Here is a 17,096-nt window from a genome sequence, read left to right as displayed (position 1 = left end):
GCCGGTTTGATTCCAGAGGAAAGAGCAAACCCATGACTTACCAGAATTATTCGCTGAAGCAGCTTCAGCAGATTGACGCCGCGCATCATCTGCATCCCTTCACCGACCACAAGGAATTGCGCGAGACCGGCTCGCGCATCATCACCCACGCCAACGGCCCGTTCATCTACGATGCCGACGGCACCGAAATACTCGACGGCATGGCCGGGCTGTGGTGCGTCAATGTCGGCTATGGCCGCGACGAGCTGGCCGACGCCGCTTACGCGCAGATGAAGGAATTGCCCTACTATAATTCCTTCTTCAAATGCTCGACGCCGACGCCCGTGCTGCTGTCGAAGAAGCTGGCCGAGCTGGCGCCCAAGGGCATCGCCCAGGTGTTTTACGGCTCCTCCGGCTCGGAGGCCAACGACACGGCGCTGCGGCTCGTGCGCCACTATTGGGTGCTGGAAGGCAAGCCGGAGAAGAACCGCATCATCTCGCGCAAGTCGGCCTATCACGGCTCGACCGTCGCCGGCACGTCGCTGGGCGGCATGGATTTGATGCACAAGCAGCTCGGCGGGGCGGTGCCCAACATCGTCCATGTGATGATGCCCTATGCTTATGAGTTGGCGCTGCCTGGCGAAAGCGACCATGATTTCGGCCTGCGCGCGGCCAAGGCCGTCGAGGACGCCATCCTCGAAGCCGGTGCCGACAAGGTGGCGGCCTTCATCGGCGAGCCGGTGATGGGCGCGGGCGGGGTGAAAATACCGCCGATGAGCTATTGGCCGGAAGTGCAGCGCATCTGCCGCAAATACGATGCGCTTTTGATGCTGGACGAGGTCATCACCGGCTATGGCCGCACCGGCGAATGGTTTGCGGCGCAGACCTTCGGCGTCGAGGCCGACACCATCACCACGGCCAAGGCACTGACCTCGGGCTATCAGCCGCTGTCGGCGCTGCTGGTCGGCGACCGTATCGCGGCGACGCTGGTCGAAAAGGGCGGCGAATTCTACCACGGCTATACCTATTCGGGTCACCCGGTGGCCTGCGCGGTGGCGCTGAAGAATCTCGAGATCATGGAGCGAGAAGGCCTAGTCGACAGGGTCAGGAACGACACTGGACCTTACTTCGCCCAGGCGCTGCAGGAGCGCATTGCCGGCCACGAACTGGTCGGCGAGGTGCGATCGATCGGGCTGATGGGCGCGGTCGAGATCGTCAAGGACAAGGCGACCAAGGAGCGCTTCCTGCCGGCGGGCAGTGCCGCCGTCACCGTCCGCGACCACGCCATCGCGCAAGGCCTGATGCTGCGCGCCACCGGCGACACGATGATCCTGTCGCCGCCGCTGATCTGGACCCGCGCGACGATCGACATGGCTTGCGATCGCATCGCCAAAGCGCTGGATCTGGCGCAAGCGGATTTGCGCAAGAAGTAGATGGAACGACAGCCGGACGCCTTGCAATCAGGGCGCCCGGACTGTGCGCCTGCTTATCGTCAGGGTCGAAGGGGTCAGCGCACCGATCGTGCTGGTCAATGAAGACCATCAGGCAATTCCGAACGCTGCAATCGGAATATAATTCAGACCGAACAGTATAGGACTGCAAAACGCAAAAACCGCGCTCCATCGGAACGCGGCTTTGCCAGATACGCATGGCATTTCGCCAACAGTACACTTGCGAAACTTACGGGCTCCGGTACGCGAGACCTGATCCGGAGCGCCGGGCGGATGCGATATGTCCGCCTCGCCATCCGTTATATAGGCACATCGTTACCGCCGGGTTATCGAGAGCTTAAGCAAATCTAAATTTGCAATTTTTCCGCGCAATAAAAATCGAGAAAAGCGCTGCCAAATTCGAAACTTATAGAGAACTGCCGCGAAGGAAATTTATGATGCCGGAAAAATCGTCGCCGCCATTTCCCTGGGCGTTGAACAGCGCATAAAGCTGGGCCGCTTCGGCCCCCATCGGCGTCACCGCGCCGGCGCTTTGGGCGGCTTCCTGCGCCAGTTTCAGGTCCTTCAGCATGAGTGCCGCGGCAAAGCCCGGTTTGTAGTCGCGGTTGGCGGGTGAGGCCGGCACGGGACCCGGCACCGGGCAGTAGGTGGTCAGCGACCAGCACTGGCCCGACGAGGTCGAGGCAACGTCGAACAGGGCCTGATGCGAGAGGCCGAGCTTTTCGGCCAGCACGAAGGCCTCTGCGACGCCGATCATCGAAATGCCGAGCATCATGTTGTTGCAGATTTTGGCTGCCTGACCGGCGCCGTCGTCGCCGCAATGGACGATGCGGCCTGCCATCGGCTTCAGGACCGGTTCGGCCTTGGCGAAGGCATCCTTGGCGCCGCCGGCCATGAAGGTTAGCGTTCCCGCAGCAGCACCGCCGGTGCCGCCGGAGACGGGGGCGTCGATCGAATGCAGCCCTTGCTTCCTTGCTACGGCATGCGCCTTGCGGGCCGACTCGACATCGATGGTCGAGGAATCAATGAACAGGGCGCCTGGTTTGGCCTTGGATGCGATGTCCTCGTAGACCGAGAGCACGTGCTTGCCGGCCGGCAGCATGGTGATGACGACATCGGCGTCTTTCACCGCGGCAACAGCATTAGCCATGACGGTGACACCATGCTCGCGCGCGACGGTCAGGTTCTCCGGCATCAGGTCGAAGCCGTGCACCGCGTGCCCCGCCTTGACGAGATTGGCAGCCATCGGATTGCCCATATTGCCGAGACCAATGAAGGCGATGGTGGTCATAGCGGTGCTCCATGATGAGTAGGCAGTAGGCAGTAGGCAGTAGGCAGTAGGCAGTAGGCAGTAGGCAGTAGGCAGTAGGGCGACCTATTCGGGTGCGAGTTTGATAATAAGTTGGCGAAGCATCTTTCCGATGGCCTCGGCCGCCAGAAGCAGGTGCTCAGCTTGCCCATGCGTGGCAACGCCAATGCGTTGAGCGATTTGGAGGTGTGTCTCGAACTTCTTCAGCGAGCCTTGGGCTATCCTGAGAAATTGCTGATAGGAGCCTCGGTTGTCTCGGCCATAGCCTTCCGCGATGTTTGCAGGGATAGAGGTTGCTGAACGGCGGATTTGGCTGGTCAGCCCATACAATTCCTCTTTGGGCCATGTCTTGGTCAATGAGTAGGTGCTGACAGCCAGATCCACCGCCTGCTGCCATACGATAAGATCCTTGTACGAGTTGATCTTGCCGGTCATCCTTTGCCTACTGCCTACTGCCTACTGCCTACTGCCGTCCAATCAACGCCCGCGCGATGATGACGCGCATGATCTCGTTGGTGCCTTCGAGGATCTGGTGGACGCGCAGGTCGCGCACCAGTTTTTCGATACCGTAATCGTGGAGATAGCCGTAGCCGCCATGCAGCTGCAGCGCCTCGTTGGCGACGTTGAAGCCGATGTCGGTGACGAAGCGCTTGGCCATGGCCGACCATTTCCCGGCGTCCGGCGCCTTGCGGTCTAGCTTCGAGGCGGCAGCATAGAGGAAAATGCGTGCCGCCTGCAATTCGGTCTCCATGTCGGCCAACCTGAACTGCAGCGCCTGGAACTGGTTGATCTTCGAGCCGAAAGCCTTGCGCTCGGCGGTATAGGACAGCGCCTTGTCGAGCGCAGATTGCGCGCCGCCGAGCGAACAGGCGGCGATGTTGAGGCGGCCGCCGTCAAGGCCGGCCATGGCGATGCCGAAACCTGCGCCTTCCCCCGACAGCAGGTTTGCAGCCGGCACCTTGCAGTCCTCGAAGATCACCTGGCGGGTCGACTGCATGTGCCAGCCCATCTTGTGCTCGTTGGCGCCGAAGGAGAGGCCGGGCGCATCCTTCGGCACGACGAAGGTGGAAATGCCCTTCGGCCCGTCGGCGCCGGTGCGCGCCATGACGACATAGAGGTCGCTGTCGCCGGCCCCGGAGATGAACTGCTTGGCGCCGTTAAGCACATAGTCGTTGCCGTTCTTCACCGCGCGCGTCTTCAGCGCCGCGGCATCCGAGCCTGAACCCGGCTCGGTCAGGCAGTAGCTCGCCAGCCATTCCATCGAGGTCAGCTTCGGCAGGAAGCGTTGGCGCTGCTCGTCGTCGCCGAAGCGGTCGATCATCGACGCCGCCATATTGTGGATCGAGATGAAGGAGGAAAACGCCGGATCGGCGTGCGACAGTGCCTCGAAGATCAGCACGGCGTCGAGCCGGCCGAGCGCCGAGCCGCCGACATCGTCCCTGACATAGATGCCGCCGAGGCCGAGCGGGCCGGTCTCGCGGATTACATCGGCAGGAAAGTGTCTTGCCCGGTCCCATTCGAGCGCATTGGGCGCAACGCGATCGGCGGCGAAGGCCTGTGCCATCTCCTGGATGGCGCGCTGTTCCTCGTTGAGCTCGAACTGGCTGGTGCTCGCATCGACCGCGGCGTCCATGGCGTGCTCCCTGTGTTCCCCAGCTGGGGTTGGCTTGCTGGCCTGTTGTTTTTGGCTTTGCGCGCCGCTCAATCTAGACCAATGATGCCGCCGCGCAACCCGGCTCGCCGCGCAGCCGCTGTGCATGAATGGATCAAGGGAGCATTGCGTGCCGACATATTTCGACGAATTGCTCGACCGCTTCCATGCCTATCTCCGGGGCGTGGACAACGCGCTGGTGCGGGACGCCGTGACCCGGATCGGCTGGAATATGACGGCGCGCGTGCTCGAAGCGCATCCGCTGCCTTGCCTTGGTCTGCTCGACCGCATTGTCGAACTGGCGCCGCCGGACCCGCAGCCTCTGGTGCAACTGCTGGCGGAGCGTCGTGACGATCTGTGCTGGGGGCAGACCTACAACGCGAGCGATTTTGGTGAAGCGTTCTTGCAGAAATACGGCTGGCTGGAGGTGTTTGGCACGCGCGGCCATTTCGCCAATGAAGAGGTCGCGGCCGGATTGCTGATCCTGGGGCCCGGCATCACCTATCCCGACCATCATCACATTGCCGAGGAGATCTACATTCCGCTGACCGGCGGCACCGAGTGGCGCATGGGCGAAGGCGGCTTTCACACCCGCCAGGCGGGCGAAATTATCCATCACGCCTCCAATGTCAGCCATGCCATGCGCACCGGCAGCGAAGCGTTGCTGGCGCTCTACATCTGGCGCGGCGGGCCGCTGGCGCAGAAATCGACCGTTTCCGGCGCGCAGGGCAGGGGCTGAGCATGGCCAAGGCGATCATGCTGCAAGGCACGGGTTCGGATGTCGGCAAGACGGTGCTGGTGGCGGGGCTCTGCCGCGCGGCCAGGAATCGCGGGCTGAAAGTCAGGCCGTTCAAGCCGCAGAACATGTCGAACAATGCCGCCGTCGCCGACATTCCGGGCGACGACCGCCCCGGCGGCGGCGAGATTGGCCGTGGGCAATGGCTGCAAGCGCTGGCGTGTGGTGTTCAGCCGACCGTGCATATGAATCCGGTGCTGCTCAAACCCCAGAGCGACATCGGTTCGCAGGTGATCGTGCAGGGCAAGGTGTTCGGCGAGGCGCGAGCGCGCGACTACCAGACAATGAAAGCGGGGCTGATGGACGCCGTGCTGGAGTCCTGGACGAAGGTCGGTGAGGGCGCCGATCTGGTCGTCGTCGAGGGCGCCGGATCGCCGGCCGAAATCAACCTGCGCAGCCGCGACATCGCCAATATGGGCTTTGCCACGCGCGCCGACGTGCCGGTCATCCTGGTCGGCGACATCGACCGCGGTGGCGTCATCGCTTCGGTCGCCGGCACGCATCTGATCCTGCCGGAGGGAGACAGGCGCATGATCGTCGGCTACCTCATCAATAAGTTCCGCGGCGATGTCTCGCTGTTCGACGACGGCATCCGGTCGATCGAAAGCTTCACCGGCTGGCGCTGCTTTGGCGTCGTGCCGTGGCTGAAGGCGGCGGCGCGATTGCCTTCGGAGGATTCGGTCGTGCTCGAACGCCTGGCATCGGGCGAGAAGCGGGCGTTGAAGGTCGCCGTGCCGATGCTTGGCCGCATCGCCAATTTCGACGACCTCGACCCGCTCAAGGCCGAACCGCAGGTCGAAGTGGTGTTTGTGCCGCCGGGGCAGCGCTTGCCGGAGGATGCCGGCCTGGTGGTCATTCCCGGTTCCAAATCGACGATCGGCGATCTCATGAAGTTCCGCGAGAATGGCTGGGATCGCGATCTCCTCGCGCACCGCAAACGCGGCGGCCATATCGTCGGCATTTGCGGCGGCTTCCAGATGCTCGGCCGCCTGGTGCGCGATCCCGATCGCATCGAGGGCAGCGTCACCGAGGCGGAAGGTCTTGGTCTGCTCGACATCGAGACGGTGATGGAGCCGGAAAAGACGGTGCGCAATGTCAGCGCCCGCTCAGTGCCGTTCGGCCTGGCGCTCGAGGGCTACGAAATCCATCTCGGCCGTACCACCGGGCCGGACATGGCGCGGCCGTCGGCTGTGATCAACGGCATCGACGACGGTGCCATTTCCGCCGATGGCAAGGTTTTTGGCACCTATCTGCACGGCCTGTTTTCCGCCGACGCTTTCCGAGCGAGATTCCTGGAAAGCCTCGGCGTGAAAGGCGGCGGCGTCGACTATCGGGCGGAGGTGGAAAACGCTCTGGACGAGATCGCAACCGAACTGGAGCGCCATCTCGATTGCGATGCGATTTTTGGGTTAGCGAGGTAGGGCCGCCCATCGTTTCGTCATCCTCGGGTCTGCGCTTCCGCTTCGTTTCCACTCCGTGGATGTCGAAGTTCGGGCGCTTTCGCCGACCTTCGACGCGGCGCTGAAGGACCAAGGCCGATGGCGAAGGATTCTGCGAAACTGATCACCAGCGGGACGGTGAGCGAGGCGTATTCGACATTGCGAAAATGGCCGGGCGCCGTTTCGCGATAGCCACAAATGTCGGTGACCGCGTTCTGCAGCCGCAGGCCCGGCGCGCGCCGCACCATCTCGAACCGGTCGGCTACCGGGCGGTGCTGTTGATCGTGGCGCTCCGTCTCGCCGGACATGGTCATCCTTCCGCGCGGAAGAGCCTAACGGACCATGCATCCAAAGCAAAAGCGCCCGGCTTTTGACCGGGCGCTTCGAATTGCAGAAGTCTCGGGTGCCTAGGCGCCGCGCATCAGGCAGGCGGCGGCAAGCACAATGTATGCGATGAGGACAATCCACACCGCAGCCAGAGGAATGAACGCAAGAACGCCAAGCGCGGCGAGCACGCCGATGATGGCGATGACTAGGGATATGATGAAAACAAGCTGAGTGGGTGCACTAAGATTCATGTGTGGTCCCTCCAACATGATTCGTACAACGGCATCCTATCAGGCGTGAGGCTTATACACCAATCAGCTGGCGCAATGGGTTCGCCGGGTCGGCCAGCAGCTTCACCGCCAGAGCCAGGCAGATGATCACCAGCAGCGGCTTGATCAGCCGGGCGCCGATGCGGATGGCAAGGCTGGCGCCGAGCCGGGCGCCGAGGAACTGGGCGACGCCCATCATCAGCCCGATCTTCCAGCAGACGACGCCGGCGACGGCAAAGACGATGAAGCCGCCAATGTTGGAGGCGAAATTGAGCAGCTTGGTGTGTGCCGTGGCCTTGAGCACGCCGAAGCCGGCGAGGCTGACGAAGGCCAGCATGTAGAAGGAGCCGGCTCCCGGCCCGAACAGCCCGTCATAAAAGCCGACCAAAGGGGCGATGACCAGCCCGAACAGGAAGGGCGACAGGCGCTCGGCGCGGTCGACATCGTTCATGTTGGGTTTCACGGCGAAGTAGATCGCGATGGCGATTAAAAGCAGCGGCAGCAGCGCCCGCAGGAGATCACCCGGCACGAATGCCGCCAGCAAGGCGCCGACGGCACTGCCGGCAAGGGCCAGAAGCGCCGATGGCAGCTGTCGGCGCAGATCGACATGGCCATTCATGGCGTAGTGGATGGTCGCCGAAGCGGTGCCGAAAATGCCCTGCAGCTTGTTGGTTCCAAGTGCTGCGACCGGCGGGAAGCCGGCAAGCAGCAGGGCCGGGATGGTGATCAGCCCGCCGCCGCCGGCTATCGAATCGACAAAGCCGGCTGCAAAAGCGGCCAAGGCAAGCATGATGACGGTCTGGGTGGCGAGGTCGAGCATCGGGATTTTCTGAACATTCCGGCGGGAAAGGTGGTGCCGCGCCTTCTCATGGCCATCCGGTTTGCGCAAGGCCGATTCCGCGCTACGTCCATCCAAGCGCGTTGCGCTTGGATTTCCTGTGGTGCATGTCATTATCTCAGTACCGCTGCGCAGTTTTGGGTCATGTGCGCTGGGCGGGCTCGGGAAAGGGACACTGTTGGCGATGGCATTGCTCGACCAGATACGCTCGATCTTCGATGGTGACCCCGGCGTGCGCAAGGTTGCCGACGACCCTGTGCTGTCGGCGGAGCTCTTGATGCTGTTTCGCATGATCCTGGCCGACGGCTCGGTTTCGGAGAGCGAGATGGTCGCCTTCCGGCGCATCTGCAAGGACGCCTTCGGCATCCCGGAAACCAGCATCGACGCGGTCATCGAATATCTCAATGATTTCGGCTACGAGACCAACGGTTCGCAAGCCATTGCGCTGTTCCGCGATCTCGATGTCGAACGGCGCAAGTTGCTGGCGCTCCACATGGCGGAGATCGCCAAAGCCGATTCCAAACTGGCCGAGAGCGAAGTGCGGCTGTTGCGCCGCACGCTCGATTTGCTCGACATCAGCCCGGTCGATGTGGTGAAGCCGGAGGAGTGAGGCAGACCAGGGGCAACGGCCGCCCAGCCGGGTCCCCGCTGCTTCGCAGCGTCCCAGCGTTTGTGACCTTTCATCGTGCCACTGGCACGATGAATTCGCTGCGCGAACCGGTCACTTACCCCTGTTCCTGCATACGGTGAGCGATCGCCCGATGCAGATCGGGCGCAGCCGCGACCAGCGCCCTGGCCGCCTCCGACTGCGGATGATCGAGCACGTCACCGGTCTTGCCGCGCTCGACGATCCTGCCGTCATGCATGACCAGCACCTCATCGGTGATGGCGCGGGCGACGGTCAAATCGTGGGTGATGAAGAGATAGCCGATGCCGAGCTTCTGGTTGAGCTCTGCGAACAGATCGAGGATCTGGGCGCGGATCGAGACGTCGAGCGCCGAGACCGGCTCGTCGGCGACGACCAGCTTCGGCCTAGTGATGATGGCGCGGGCGATCGACAGGCGCTGGCGCTGGCCGCCGGAAAACTCATGCGGATATTTGTCCATGTCGCTGGTGCCGAGGCCGACCTCGTGCAGCGCATGCGCCACCATCTCGCGCCGCTCAGCCGGTGTCGGCTTCGTCTCCAGTACATGCAGCGGCTCGGCGACCAGTTTTACGACCTTCTGGCGCGGGTCGAAAGAGCCGTAGGGATCCTGGAACACGACCTGCATGTCGCGCCGCGCGGCTTTGAGCTCCGCCTCGCTTTTGCCGGTTATGGTCTCGCCGCGAAAGCGGATCGTTCCCGATGTCGATTTGTCGAGCGCCAGGATCATGCGGGCAAGCGTTGACTTGCCGCAGCCGGAGCGGCCGACCAGCGCCACCGATTGGCCCGGCGCCAGCGACAAGGACACGTCGTCGACGGCGCGGATCGGAGCCGCTGACTTGAACAGGGAGGTGCGCCGGCCCGGATAGTCCCGTGTCACGCCTTCGACCTCAAGCAGCGGTTTGCCCTGGCCGGCGGCGTGAACCTTGGCGCGCGCGGGCACGTGCATGGAGGCCAGCGCCAGCTGGCGCGTGTAGGGATGCAGCTGTTCCGACAGCGTGCGTGCGGTGTCGCCGGCTTCCATCACCTCGCCATGGCGCAGAATGGTGATGCGGTCGGCCATTTCGGTGACGACCGCGAGATCGTGCGAGATCAACAGCAGGCCCATTCGGTTTTCGCTGACAAGGCCGCGCAAGAGGTCGAGGATCTGCGCCTGCAGCACCACGTCGAGCGCCGTGGTCGGCTCGTCGGCGATGAGCAGCTTGGGTTTCAATGCGCAGGCAATGGCGATGACGACGCGCTGGCGCTGGCCGCCCGACAGTTCGTGCGGATAGCGCGACAGCGGGAATTTGGCCTCCGGCAGGCCAACGCGGTCGAGCATTTTGCGCGCGCGGTCTTCGGCGTCGGCACGGCTTGCCCTAGTGTGCCAGCGTATGCCTTCGGCGACCTGCTCGCCGATGGTCTTGACGGGGTTGAGCGCCGTCATCGGCTCCTGGAACACCATGCCGATGTCGTCGCCGCGCAGCGCGCACATCTGGTCCTCGGTTGCGGCCAGAATATCGATGCCGTCGAAGGTCACGCGGCCGGCGGCGCGCGCCGCATGCGGCAGAAGCTGCATGATGGTCAGCGCCGTCATCGATTTGCCGGAACCGGATTCACCGACCAGGCCCATCACCTCGCCGGGCGCGACGGAGAGCTCGACCCCTTTCAGGATCGGCGTGTCGCCGACGGCCAGCGACAGGTTCTCGATCTGCAGCAGGCTCATCGCTGCCGCCGCGATTTCGGGTCGAGTATGTCGGCGATGCCGTCACCGAGCAGATTGAGCCCAAGCACGGTGATGACGATGGCCATGCCGGGGAAGATCGCCATCCAAGGCGCCACCACCATGCGCGTCTGCGCGTCGAACAGCATGCGGCCCCAGCTCGGCATTGGCGGCTGGGCGCCGAGGCCGACATAGGAGAGACCGGCTTCGGCCAAAATGCCGAGCGCGAACTGGATGGTGCCTTGCACCAGAAGCAGCGTGGCGATGTTGGGCAGCACGTGCTCGATTGTAATCTGCGTCTTGCTCTTGCCGGCGGCGCGCGCGGCGAGAATGAACTCGCGTGGCCAGATCGCCAGCGCGCCGGCGCGGGCGACGCGCGCAAACACCGGGATGTTGAAGATGCCGATGGCGATGATGGCGTTGATCGCGCCCGGTCCGAAGATGGCGGTGATCATGATCGCCGACAGCAGCGCCGGGAAGGCGAAGACGAGGTCGTTCAGCCGCATCAGCGCCTCGTCGACCAACCCGCCGCGCGCCGCGGCGAAGGCGCCGAGCGGCACGCCGACGCCCATGCCGATGCCGACCGCGACCAGCGCCACGGCGATCGAGTTGCGGGCGCCGACCATGATCATCGACAGGATGTCGCGGCCGAAATGATCGGTGCCGAACCAGTGCGCCGCAGAGGGCGCGAGCGTCTTGTCCGAGATCACCAGTTTGGTCACGTCGTAGGGCGTCCAGACGTAGGAGATGACCGCTATTGCAGCCACCAGCACCGTGATGGCGAAGCCGATGAGGAAGGAGCGGTTGCGGAAGGCCTTGGCCAGAATGCTGCCCAACGTCTCCTGCGGGATGTCGATGTGCAGCGTCATTGCCGGCCTCGAAGGCGCGGATCGACGATGGCGTAGGAGACGTCGACGACGAGGTTAACGGCAATGACGGCGACGACCAGCAGCATGACGATGCTTTCCACCACGATCAGGTCGCGCTGAGTGATCGCCTGGAACACCAGCCGTCCGAGGCCGGGGAGATAAAAGACGTTCTCGATGATGATGGTGCCGGCGAGCAGGAAGGCGAATTGCAGGCCCAGAATGGTCAGAACCGGGATCATCGCGTTGCGCAGCGCGTGCCGCCATAGCACGGCGCGGTAAGGCAGGCCCTTGGCGCGGGCGGTGCGGATATAGTCCTCGTTCAGCACCTCGATCAGCGCCGAGCGGGCAACGCGCGCCAGGATCGCCGCCTGCGGCAGAGCGAGGGCGATGGCCGGCAGCAGCAGCGATTTCAGCGCCGGCCAGGCGCCGGCGCTCCAGCCGGGAAAGCCGCCGGCCGGCACCAGCCGCAGCCAGACGGCAAAGAGGTAGATCAGCATCAGCGCGAACCAGAAGTTCGGGATGGCAACGCCGAGCTGGGCGGCGCCCATGGCGATCGTATCGCCGGCCCGCCCGCGCCGGCTGGCGGAATAGAGCCCGACCGGGATGGCAATGATGGTGGACAGCGCCAGCGCGATCAGCGCCAGCGGCAGGGAAACCGCCATGCGCTCGCGGACAAGGTCGATGACCGGCACTGAATAAGTGTAGGAGCGGCCGAAATCGAGGCTGAGCAGACCGCCGACCCAGTGGAGGTAGCGCAGGAGAAGCGGCGCGTTGAGGCCCATCTGGTTGCGCAGGAGTTCGACCTGCTCGGCGCTGGCGTTGAGGCCAAGCATCAGCCGCGCCGGATCGCCGGGCAGGATTTCTAGCACGGCGAAGACGACCATCGAGGCCAGGATCAAGGTTGCGATGGCGATGGCGAGGCGTTTGAGGAGGTAGGCGGTCATGGTGGAGGGGCGCCCGGTGCGGCTGCGCCTTGAAAGTCGAGTTCCCCCCCACCCCCCTCTGTCCTGCCGGACCCGGCCCTTCGCTGTCGCTTCGGGCGTTCGTTGTTCGGAAAGCCAAGCAGTTGGCTTTCCGTCCGCTGCGCGGACCACTCCTCACCCCCCGCAAGGGGGGAGATCAGCAGGTTCTGTGTCGTCGACCAGCGTTCAACGTTCGCGATAGGCGAAAGCGGAGATGAGAGCCCGATCTCCCCCCTTGCGGGGGAGATGCCCGGCAGGGCAGAGGGGGGTGTGACGGAGCGCAAACGCCGCCCTTTGGCCCGCCGCCTCAATCCGTCCACTTCACCTTGGTCAGATCATTCGCCTGGATCGGCGCATTCTCCCACAGGCCCTGCAGCTTGGCGTCCCAGACGCCGACCTTCGGCAGTTCATAGAGGAAGCCGACTACGGCGTCGTCGGCCAGGATCTTCTGTGCTTCGCCGAGCAGCGTGTTGCGCTTGGCGTCGTCGGAGGTGAGGTTCAGCTCGGCGATGATCTTGTCGAAGGCGGGGTTGTCGTAGTTGAAGTAGTAGTCCTTGCGCGAGTAGATATCGATGTCGTTGGGCTCGGTGTGGGAGACGATGGTCAGGTCGTAATCCTTCTTGGTGAACACCTGGTCCAGCCACTGCGCCCATTCGACCGGAATGATTTCCAGGTCGATGCCGACATCGCGCAGCTGCGAAGCGATGATCTCGCCGCCAAGCCGCGCATAGGAAGGCGGCGGCAGTTTCAGCATCGCCTTGAAGCCGTTCTCCAGGCCGGCCTGCTTCAGCAGTTCCTTGGCCTTGTCGACATTGTGCGGATAGAGGCCGGTGAGGTCGACATAGGCCTTGCTGGCCGGCGACATGTGCGAGCCGATCGGCACGCCGAGGCCGGCCGAGGCGCCGTCGATGATCGCCTTGCGGTCGAGCGCGAAGGCAATTGCCTGCCGCACCTCGAGCTTGTCGAAAGGCGGCTTCTTGTTGTTGATCGCCAGAATGGTCTCGCCCTCGGTCGAGCCGATCACCACCTTGAAGCGCGGATCGTCCTTGACCTGCGCGACGCTGTCGGGATCGAAGAAAGGGAAAGCCTGGATGTCGCCGGAGAGCAGCGCCGGCACGGCGGCGGCGGCGTCGGGAACGATGCGGAACTCGGCCTTGTCGAGGAACACCGGGGCGCCCCAGTAAGTGTCCGATTTCACCAGCGTGATCGACGAGCCCTTGGCCCAGCTCTGGAATTTGAACGGGCCGGTGCCGATGGGCTTTTCCTTGTTGGTGTCGGCGCTCTCGGGCGCCACAATCACCGCGTCGCCCCAGCCCAGATTGTAGAGGAACGACCCCTGCGGGTTCTTCAGCGTCACCTTGACCGTCGTCGGATCGACGACTTCGACCGTATCGATGGAGGCGAACAGGGCTTTTTGCGCGTTGACCGAATTGTCGGCGCGGGCGCGGTCGAGCGAGAACTTCACGTCGCCGGCGTCGAAATCGCTGCCGTCATGGAATTTGACGCCGGTGTGCAGCTTGAAGGTGTAGACCTTGCCATCGTCGGAAATGGCCCAGCTCTCGGCAAGGTCGGGCAGCACTTCGCCATTCGGACCGATGCGGGTCAGGCCCTCGAAGACGTTGGCGTAGAGCACTTCGTCGATCGCCGCGGCAGCACCGGCGGTCGGATCGAGATGTGGCGGCTCGAGCGTAATGCCGATCACCAGGTCGGTGCGTGCGGCAAATGCCTGACTGCCGGCCAGTGCCAGCACCGCGGCGGCAAGAATGGTTTTCCACAATTTCATCGTGCAACTCCCAAATGCTCGAACCCTGGTGCGATAGAAGCGTGATTTCGAGGTGGAGTAAATTGCGTTTCGTGCTCCGCAGCGGCGCGGGGAGGAATGTTTTTTCAGCGAAGTCGATGGTTCAGTCCGCGGCCGTGCCCCTAAGCAGCACATTCAGCCCGATCGCCATCACCTTGGCCGACTCCACCATGTCAGAGATACCGACCCATTCGTCGGGCCGGTGGGCGAGGTCCAAAATGCCCGGGCCATAGGCGATGCAATCATAGATGTGGCCGATGCGGGCGATGTGCTTCTGGTCGTAAGTACCTGGTGAAATGACATAATCCGGCTCGCGGTCGAAGATCGCCATGATGCCTTGCGCCACCGCCTTGACCACCGGCGCATCGCGCTCGGTCATCAGCGGCAGCACCTCCATCAGGTCGCGAATCTCGTAGTCGAACTTTTTGCGCTCGCGCTTCAGCCGGTCGAGGATATCGGTCACCTCGCTCTTGACCGTGGCAAGGTCCTCCTCGAGCAGGAAGCGGCGGTCGATGGTCAGCCGGCAAGCGTCGGGCACGTTGGGTGAGGGCAGGCCGGGGCGGAAATCCTCGGTCTGGCCGCCATGGATCGAGTTGATGTTCATGGTCGAGCGCTTTGCGCCTTCGGGCACGACAGGCATGCGCGTCACCTTGCGGTCGAGCGCCGGAAAAAGTTCATCCTCGAAGGCCTGCAGCACGGCGCCCATGTGGCGCACGGCATTGTCGCCGAGGAACGGCATCGAGCCATGCGCGATCTCGCCCTTGGTCTCGATCTCCGCCCACCAGACGCCGCGATGGCCAAGACAGATGCGGTCCTTGTTCAGCGGCTCGGGGATGATGACGTGGTCGACCTTGGGTTTCGAGAAATAGCCGAGCCTGGCCAAATGGGCGACGCCGCCGAAGCCGCCGGACTCTTCATCGACGGTGCCGGAGATTTCGATGGCGCCGGGAAAGTCGGGGAAAACCTCCATGAAGGCTTCCGCCGCGATGATCGAGGCGGCCATGCCCCCTTTCATGTCGCAGGCGCCGCGGCCGTAGACCTTGCCGTCCTTCACCACCCCGGCAAAGGGATCGACGCTCCAGCCTTCGCCGGCTTCGACCACATCGATGTGCGAGTTGAAATGGACGCAGGCCCCAGGCGAGCGGCCGTCGAAGCGGGCGACGACATTGACGCGGGGATAGCGGTCGGTGTCGCCGGGCGTGCCTTCGGCGCGGATGAATTCGGTTTCGAAGCCAAGCCTGCCTAGGCGCGCACCGATATATTCGGCGCAGGGGCGATAGGCTTCGCCGGGCGGGTTGATGGTCGGGAAGCGGATCAGGTCGGCGGTCAGTGCGACCAGGTCATCAACACGGGCGTCTATCGCTTTGAAGAGTCGTTCGCTCATTCCCGGATTTGAGCAGGCAAGGGGGTGGTTTTGCAAGCATCGCGCCACTGGCGCCGAAACTTCGTGTCGCAGCGGCAACTATGGCGGGAAAATCGTTCAAATTCGCTGCTTTAGATTGGCGAATTTATCAAGGAGTGTGTGTTAGATCACTCACCTGTCATTAAAAAGATGAAAAACCGCGTGATGACAAGGCAGGCAAGGGGCATCAAAGGGGTTTGATCTCATGACTAAAATCGTTCTCATGGCAGCTGCTTTTGCTGCGATGCTGTTCGGCACGTCCATCGAAAGCAGGGCTGCCTCGCTGGTGGCCAGCATCGACGTCTCGTCGCAGACCATGACCGTCAGCCAATACGGCCAGGTGCTTTATCGCTGGAGCGTGTCGACCGCGCGCAGCGGCTATTTCACGCCGCGCGGCACCTATCGGCCGCAACGCACGGCGCGGATGTGGTATTCGAAAAAATACCACATGTCGCCAATGCCTTACTCGGTGTTCTTCCATGGCGGCTACGCCATCCACGGCACCGGCGCGGTCAGGCAGCTAGGGCGTCCGGCATCGCATGGCTGCGTGCGGCTGCACACCGCCAATGCCGCGATGTTCTATGCGATGGTGCGCGAAGTCGGCTTCGGCAATACGCGGATCGTTGTGACGAACTGAGGCTTTCGACGACTTAAGATTGACGCTGCCCCTGGCCGGTGGCGTTGGCCTGTCCGCGCCGGCGGCGACGCCGGCCTGAGATTTCCCACCTTTTGTGGAACCACATCCACTGTCCCGGATCTTCGCGCACCCAGCGCTCGACCACGTCGGCGAGCAGTTGGGTGGTGGCCGCGACATCGACGCTGCCGCTTTCATTGCGCGGCAAGGTCAGCTTGTCCTCGATCTCGAGGCGGAAGCGGTTGCCTGGCAGCCGCACACATCGCGCCGGATAGACGTCGCAATCATAGTGACGGGCGAGCATGCCCAGAACCGGATTGCTCTGGCATGGGCGATTAAAGAAGATCGTCTCCAGTCCGCTGGAGAATTTCTGGTCGACCAAAACGCCGATATTGCCGCCTTTCTCCAGAATCGACGCCAACGCGAAGGAGGCGCCGGTCGAAGACGGCAGCAAGGCGCCCATGCTCGAACGCCGCGTCGAATGGATATAATCGGCGAGGTAGGGATTGTTCGGCGGACGAAACAGCGCCGTGATCTTCATGCCGAACGTCGCGGCAGCCACCGGCAGCAATTCAAAATTGCCGAGATGGCCGGTGAACAGGATATGCGGTTTGTCCTCGCCAGCTATCTGATGGAAATGATCGGCGCCGCCAACTTCGACGCGGCCGGGCGTCGCTGCGTTCGGATCATAGTCGAAGAGCGCGTCAAGAAAGATGTATTCGGCGGCGAGCCGGGCCATGTTGCCCCACATGTCGGAGGCGATGGCCTCGATCTCGACATCGCTCTTTTCGGGATAGGCAAGGCGCAGATTGTCGATGGCGACACGGTGGCGCCCGACCCGCGGACCGATGCGCCGGGCCGCCCGGTCGGCGAAATTGAGCGCCCTGTCCGCGGGCAGGAGGCGCAGCAGCGAGATGATCGTCATCGCCACGCGCGCCACCAGCCAGTGCTCCATCTGGCGCAGTCTTCGGCCATAGCGGAACATGAAGTCCCGGCGGGCTTTCTTGAACACCTTGCCGACCAT

16 protein-coding genes and 1 pseudogene are annotated in these 17,096 nt (G+C 63.3%); 5 read left to right on the top strand and 12 right to left on the bottom strand.

Annotation, left to right across the window (positions count from 1 at the left end; translation table 11 throughout):
* Nucleotides 1-32 precede the first annotated feature (32 nt).
* A complete protein-coding gene (locus tag ACYG9Z_RS02805; protein WP_023751603.1) occupies nt 33-1,412 on the top strand; it encodes an aspartate aminotransferase family protein in 1,380 nt (459 codons plus the stop codon).
* A 424-nt stretch (nt 1,413-1,836) separates the two neighbouring features.
* On the opposite strand, the gene mmsB is transcribed toward ACYG9Z_RS02805, so the two are convergent.
* The 3 genes from mmsB to ACYG9Z_RS02790 are packed head-to-tail and all read right to left on the bottom strand — an operon-like array spanning nt 1,837 to nt 4,372.
* Nucleotides 1,837-2,754: a 3-hydroxyisobutyrate dehydrogenase gene (mmsB, locus tag ACYG9Z_RS02800; protein ID WP_460222904.1), complete on the bottom strand. Its 918-nt coding sequence runs from the start codon at nt 2,752-2,754 to the stop codon at nt 1,837-1,839.
* Between the two features lie 51 nt (nt 2,755-2,805).
* Nucleotides 2,806-3,174: a four helix bundle protein gene (locus tag ACYG9Z_RS02795; RefSeq protein WP_023751601.1), complete on the bottom strand. Its 369-nt coding sequence runs from the start codon at nt 3,172-3,174 to the stop codon at nt 2,806-2,808.
* Between the two features lie 28 nt (nt 3,175-3,202).
* The gene (locus ACYG9Z_RS02790; protein WP_023670426.1) at nt 3,203-4,372 is read right to left on the bottom strand and encodes an isobutyryl-CoA dehydrogenase; all 1,170 of its coding nucleotides are present in this window, start codon (nt 4,370-4,372) and stop codon (nt 3,203-3,205) included.
* Between the two features lie 148 nt (nt 4,373-4,520).
* On the opposite strand from ACYG9Z_RS02790, the gene ACYG9Z_RS02785 reads away from it, so the two are divergent.
* Both ACYG9Z_RS02785 and ACYG9Z_RS02780 read left to right on the top strand, forming a co-directional pair.
* The gene (locus tag ACYG9Z_RS02785; protein ID WP_023670427.1) at nt 4,521-5,129 is read left to right on the top strand and encodes a dimethylsulfonioproprionate lyase family protein; all 609 of its coding nucleotides are present in this window, start codon (nt 4,521-4,523) and stop codon (nt 5,127-5,129) included.
* 2 nt (nt 5,130-5,131) lie between these two features.
* On the top strand, nt 5,132-6,607 hold the full coding sequence (locus ACYG9Z_RS02780) for a cobyric acid synthase (RefSeq protein ID WP_286488138.1): 1,476 nt from the start codon (nt 5,132-5,134) through the stop codon (nt 6,605-6,607).
* A gap of 107 nt (nt 6,608-6,714) precedes the next feature.
* On the opposite strand, the pseudogene ACYG9Z_RS02775 reads toward ACYG9Z_RS02780, so the two are convergent.
* From ACYG9Z_RS02775 to ACYG9Z_RS02765, 3 genes and pseudogenes are all read right to left on the bottom strand, one after another.
* Nucleotides 6,715-6,933, bottom strand: a pseudogene (locus tag ACYG9Z_RS02775) (AraC family transcriptional regulator); the annotation flags it as partial.
* 99 nt (nt 6,934-7,032) lie between these two features.
* Nucleotides 7,033-7,203: a hypothetical protein gene (locus ACYG9Z_RS02770; protein WP_023670429.1), complete on the bottom strand. Its 171-nt coding sequence runs from the start codon at nt 7,201-7,203 to the stop codon at nt 7,033-7,035.
* 52 nt (nt 7,204-7,255) lie between these two features.
* Nucleotides 7,256-8,041 carry a TSUP family transporter gene (locus ACYG9Z_RS02765; RefSeq protein ID WP_023751598.1) on the bottom strand — a complete coding sequence of 262 codons (786 nt, stop codon included), beginning with the start codon at nt 8,039-8,041 and terminating at the stop codon, nt 7,256-7,258.
* A 196-nt stretch (nt 8,042-8,237) separates the two neighbouring features.
* Between ACYG9Z_RS02765 and ACYG9Z_RS02760 the strand changes: the two genes are divergently transcribed.
* Complete coding sequence (locus ACYG9Z_RS02760; RefSeq protein WP_023688142.1) at nt 8,238-8,669, top strand: TerB family tellurite resistance protein; 432 nt, start codon at nt 8,238-8,240, stop codon at nt 8,667-8,669.
* A gap of 115 nt (nt 8,670-8,784) precedes the next feature.
* On the opposite strand, the gene ACYG9Z_RS02755 is transcribed toward ACYG9Z_RS02760, so the two are convergent.
* From ACYG9Z_RS02755 to ACYG9Z_RS02735, 5 genes are all read right to left on the bottom strand, one after another.
* Complete coding sequence (locus ACYG9Z_RS02755) at nt 8,785-10,407, bottom strand: ABC transporter ATP-binding protein (protein ID WP_023751597.1); 1,623 nt, start codon at nt 10,405-10,407, stop codon at nt 8,785-8,787.
* On the bottom strand, nt 10,404-11,273 hold the full coding sequence (locus ACYG9Z_RS02750; RefSeq protein ID WP_023688144.1) for an ABC transporter permease: 870 nt from the start codon (nt 11,271-11,273) through the stop codon (nt 10,404-10,406). Before ACYG9Z_RS02750 ends, ACYG9Z_RS02755 begins: the two co-directional genes overlap by 4 nt.
* The gene (locus ACYG9Z_RS02745) at nt 11,270-12,217 is read right to left on the bottom strand and encodes an ABC transporter permease (RefSeq protein WP_023710755.1); all 948 of its coding nucleotides are present in this window, start codon (nt 12,215-12,217) and stop codon (nt 11,270-11,272) included. Before ACYG9Z_RS02745 ends, ACYG9Z_RS02750 begins: the two co-directional genes overlap by 4 nt.
* Before the next feature lie 325 nt (nt 12,218-12,542).
* Complete coding sequence (locus ACYG9Z_RS02740; RefSeq protein ID WP_023751596.1) at nt 12,543-14,018, bottom strand: ABC transporter substrate-binding protein; 1,476 nt, start codon at nt 14,016-14,018, stop codon at nt 12,543-12,545.
* A 121-nt stretch (nt 14,019-14,139) separates the two neighbouring features.
* Nucleotides 14,140-15,420: an acetylornithine deacetylase/succinyl-diaminopimelate desuccinylase family protein gene (locus ACYG9Z_RS02735; RefSeq protein WP_023751595.1), complete on the bottom strand. Its 1,281-nt coding sequence runs from the start codon at nt 15,418-15,420 to the stop codon at nt 14,140-14,142.
* A 223-nt stretch (nt 15,421-15,643) separates the two neighbouring features.
* Here ACYG9Z_RS02735 and ACYG9Z_RS02730 point away from each other — a divergent pair, with 223 nt between their 5' ends.
* Nucleotides 15,644-16,075: a L,D-transpeptidase gene (locus ACYG9Z_RS02730; RefSeq protein ID WP_023681747.1), complete on the top strand. Its 432-nt coding sequence runs from the start codon at nt 15,644-15,646 to the stop codon at nt 16,073-16,075.
* Between the two features lie 13 nt (nt 16,076-16,088).
* Here ACYG9Z_RS02730 and ACYG9Z_RS02725 read toward each other — a convergent pair whose 3' ends face one another.
* Entirely contained in the window at nt 16,089-17,096 is a 1,008-nt protein-coding gene (locus ACYG9Z_RS02725; protein WP_031244026.1) for a lipid A biosynthesis lauroyl acyltransferase, read from the bottom strand.

This window comes from Mesorhizobium sp. RSR380A (assembly GCF_054719385.1).
The sequence above is the reverse complement of the archived record's forward strand: the minus strand, read 5'-3'. Positions and strand labels throughout refer to the sequence as shown.

What these genes read in the sequence shown, in the direction of transcription:
- ACYG9Z_RS02750 (WP_023688144.1), bottom strand. Translation starts at nt 11,273, where the DNA reads ATGACGCTGCACATCGACATCCCGCAGGAGACGTTGGGCAGCATTCTG.
- ACYG9Z_RS02795 (WP_023751601.1), bottom strand. Translation starts at nt 3,174, where the DNA reads ATGACCGGCAAGATCAACTCGTACAAGGATCTTATCGTATGGCAGCAG.
- ACYG9Z_RS02780 (WP_286488138.1), top strand. Translation starts at nt 5,132, where the DNA reads ATGGCCAAGGCGATCATGCTGCAAGGCACGGGTTCGGATGTCGGCAAG.
- ACYG9Z_RS02765 (WP_023751598.1), bottom strand. Translation starts at nt 8,041, where the DNA reads ATGCTCGACCTCGCCACCCAGACCGTCATCATGCTTGCCTTGGCCGCT.
- ACYG9Z_RS02735 (WP_023751595.1), bottom strand. Translation starts at nt 15,420, where the DNA reads ATGAGCGAACGACTCTTCAAAGCGATAGACGCCCGTGTTGATGACCTG.
- ACYG9Z_RS02790 (WP_023670426.1), bottom strand. Translation starts at nt 4,372, where the DNA reads ATGGACGCCGCGGTCGATGCGAGCACCAGCCAGTTCGAGCTCAACGAG.
- ACYG9Z_RS02740 (WP_023751596.1), bottom strand. Translation starts at nt 14,018, where the DNA reads ATGAAATTGTGGAAAACCATTCTTGCCGCCGCGGTGCTGGCACTGGCC.
- ACYG9Z_RS02805 (WP_023751603.1), top strand. Translation starts at nt 33, where the DNA reads ATGACTTACCAGAATTATTCGCTGAAGCAGCTTCAGCAGATTGACGCC.
- ACYG9Z_RS02755 (WP_023751597.1), bottom strand. Translation starts at nt 10,407, where the DNA reads ATGAGCCTGCTGCAGATCGAGAACCTGTCGCTGGCCGTCGGCGACACG.
- ACYG9Z_RS02725 (WP_031244026.1), bottom strand. Translation starts at nt 17,096, where the DNA reads ATGGTCGGCAAGGTGTTCAAGAAAGCCCGCCGGGACTTCATGTTCCGC.
- ACYG9Z_RS02730 (WP_023681747.1), top strand. Translation starts at nt 15,644, where the DNA reads ATGACTAAAATCGTTCTCATGGCAGCTGCTTTTGCTGCGATGCTGTTC.
- ACYG9Z_RS02770 (WP_023670429.1), bottom strand. Translation starts at nt 7,203, where the DNA reads ATGAATCTTAGTGCACCCACTCAGCTTGTTTTCATCATATCCCTAGTC.
- ACYG9Z_RS02745 (WP_023710755.1), bottom strand. Translation starts at nt 12,217, where the DNA reads ATGACCGCCTACCTCCTCAAACGCCTCGCCATCGCCATCGCAACCTTG.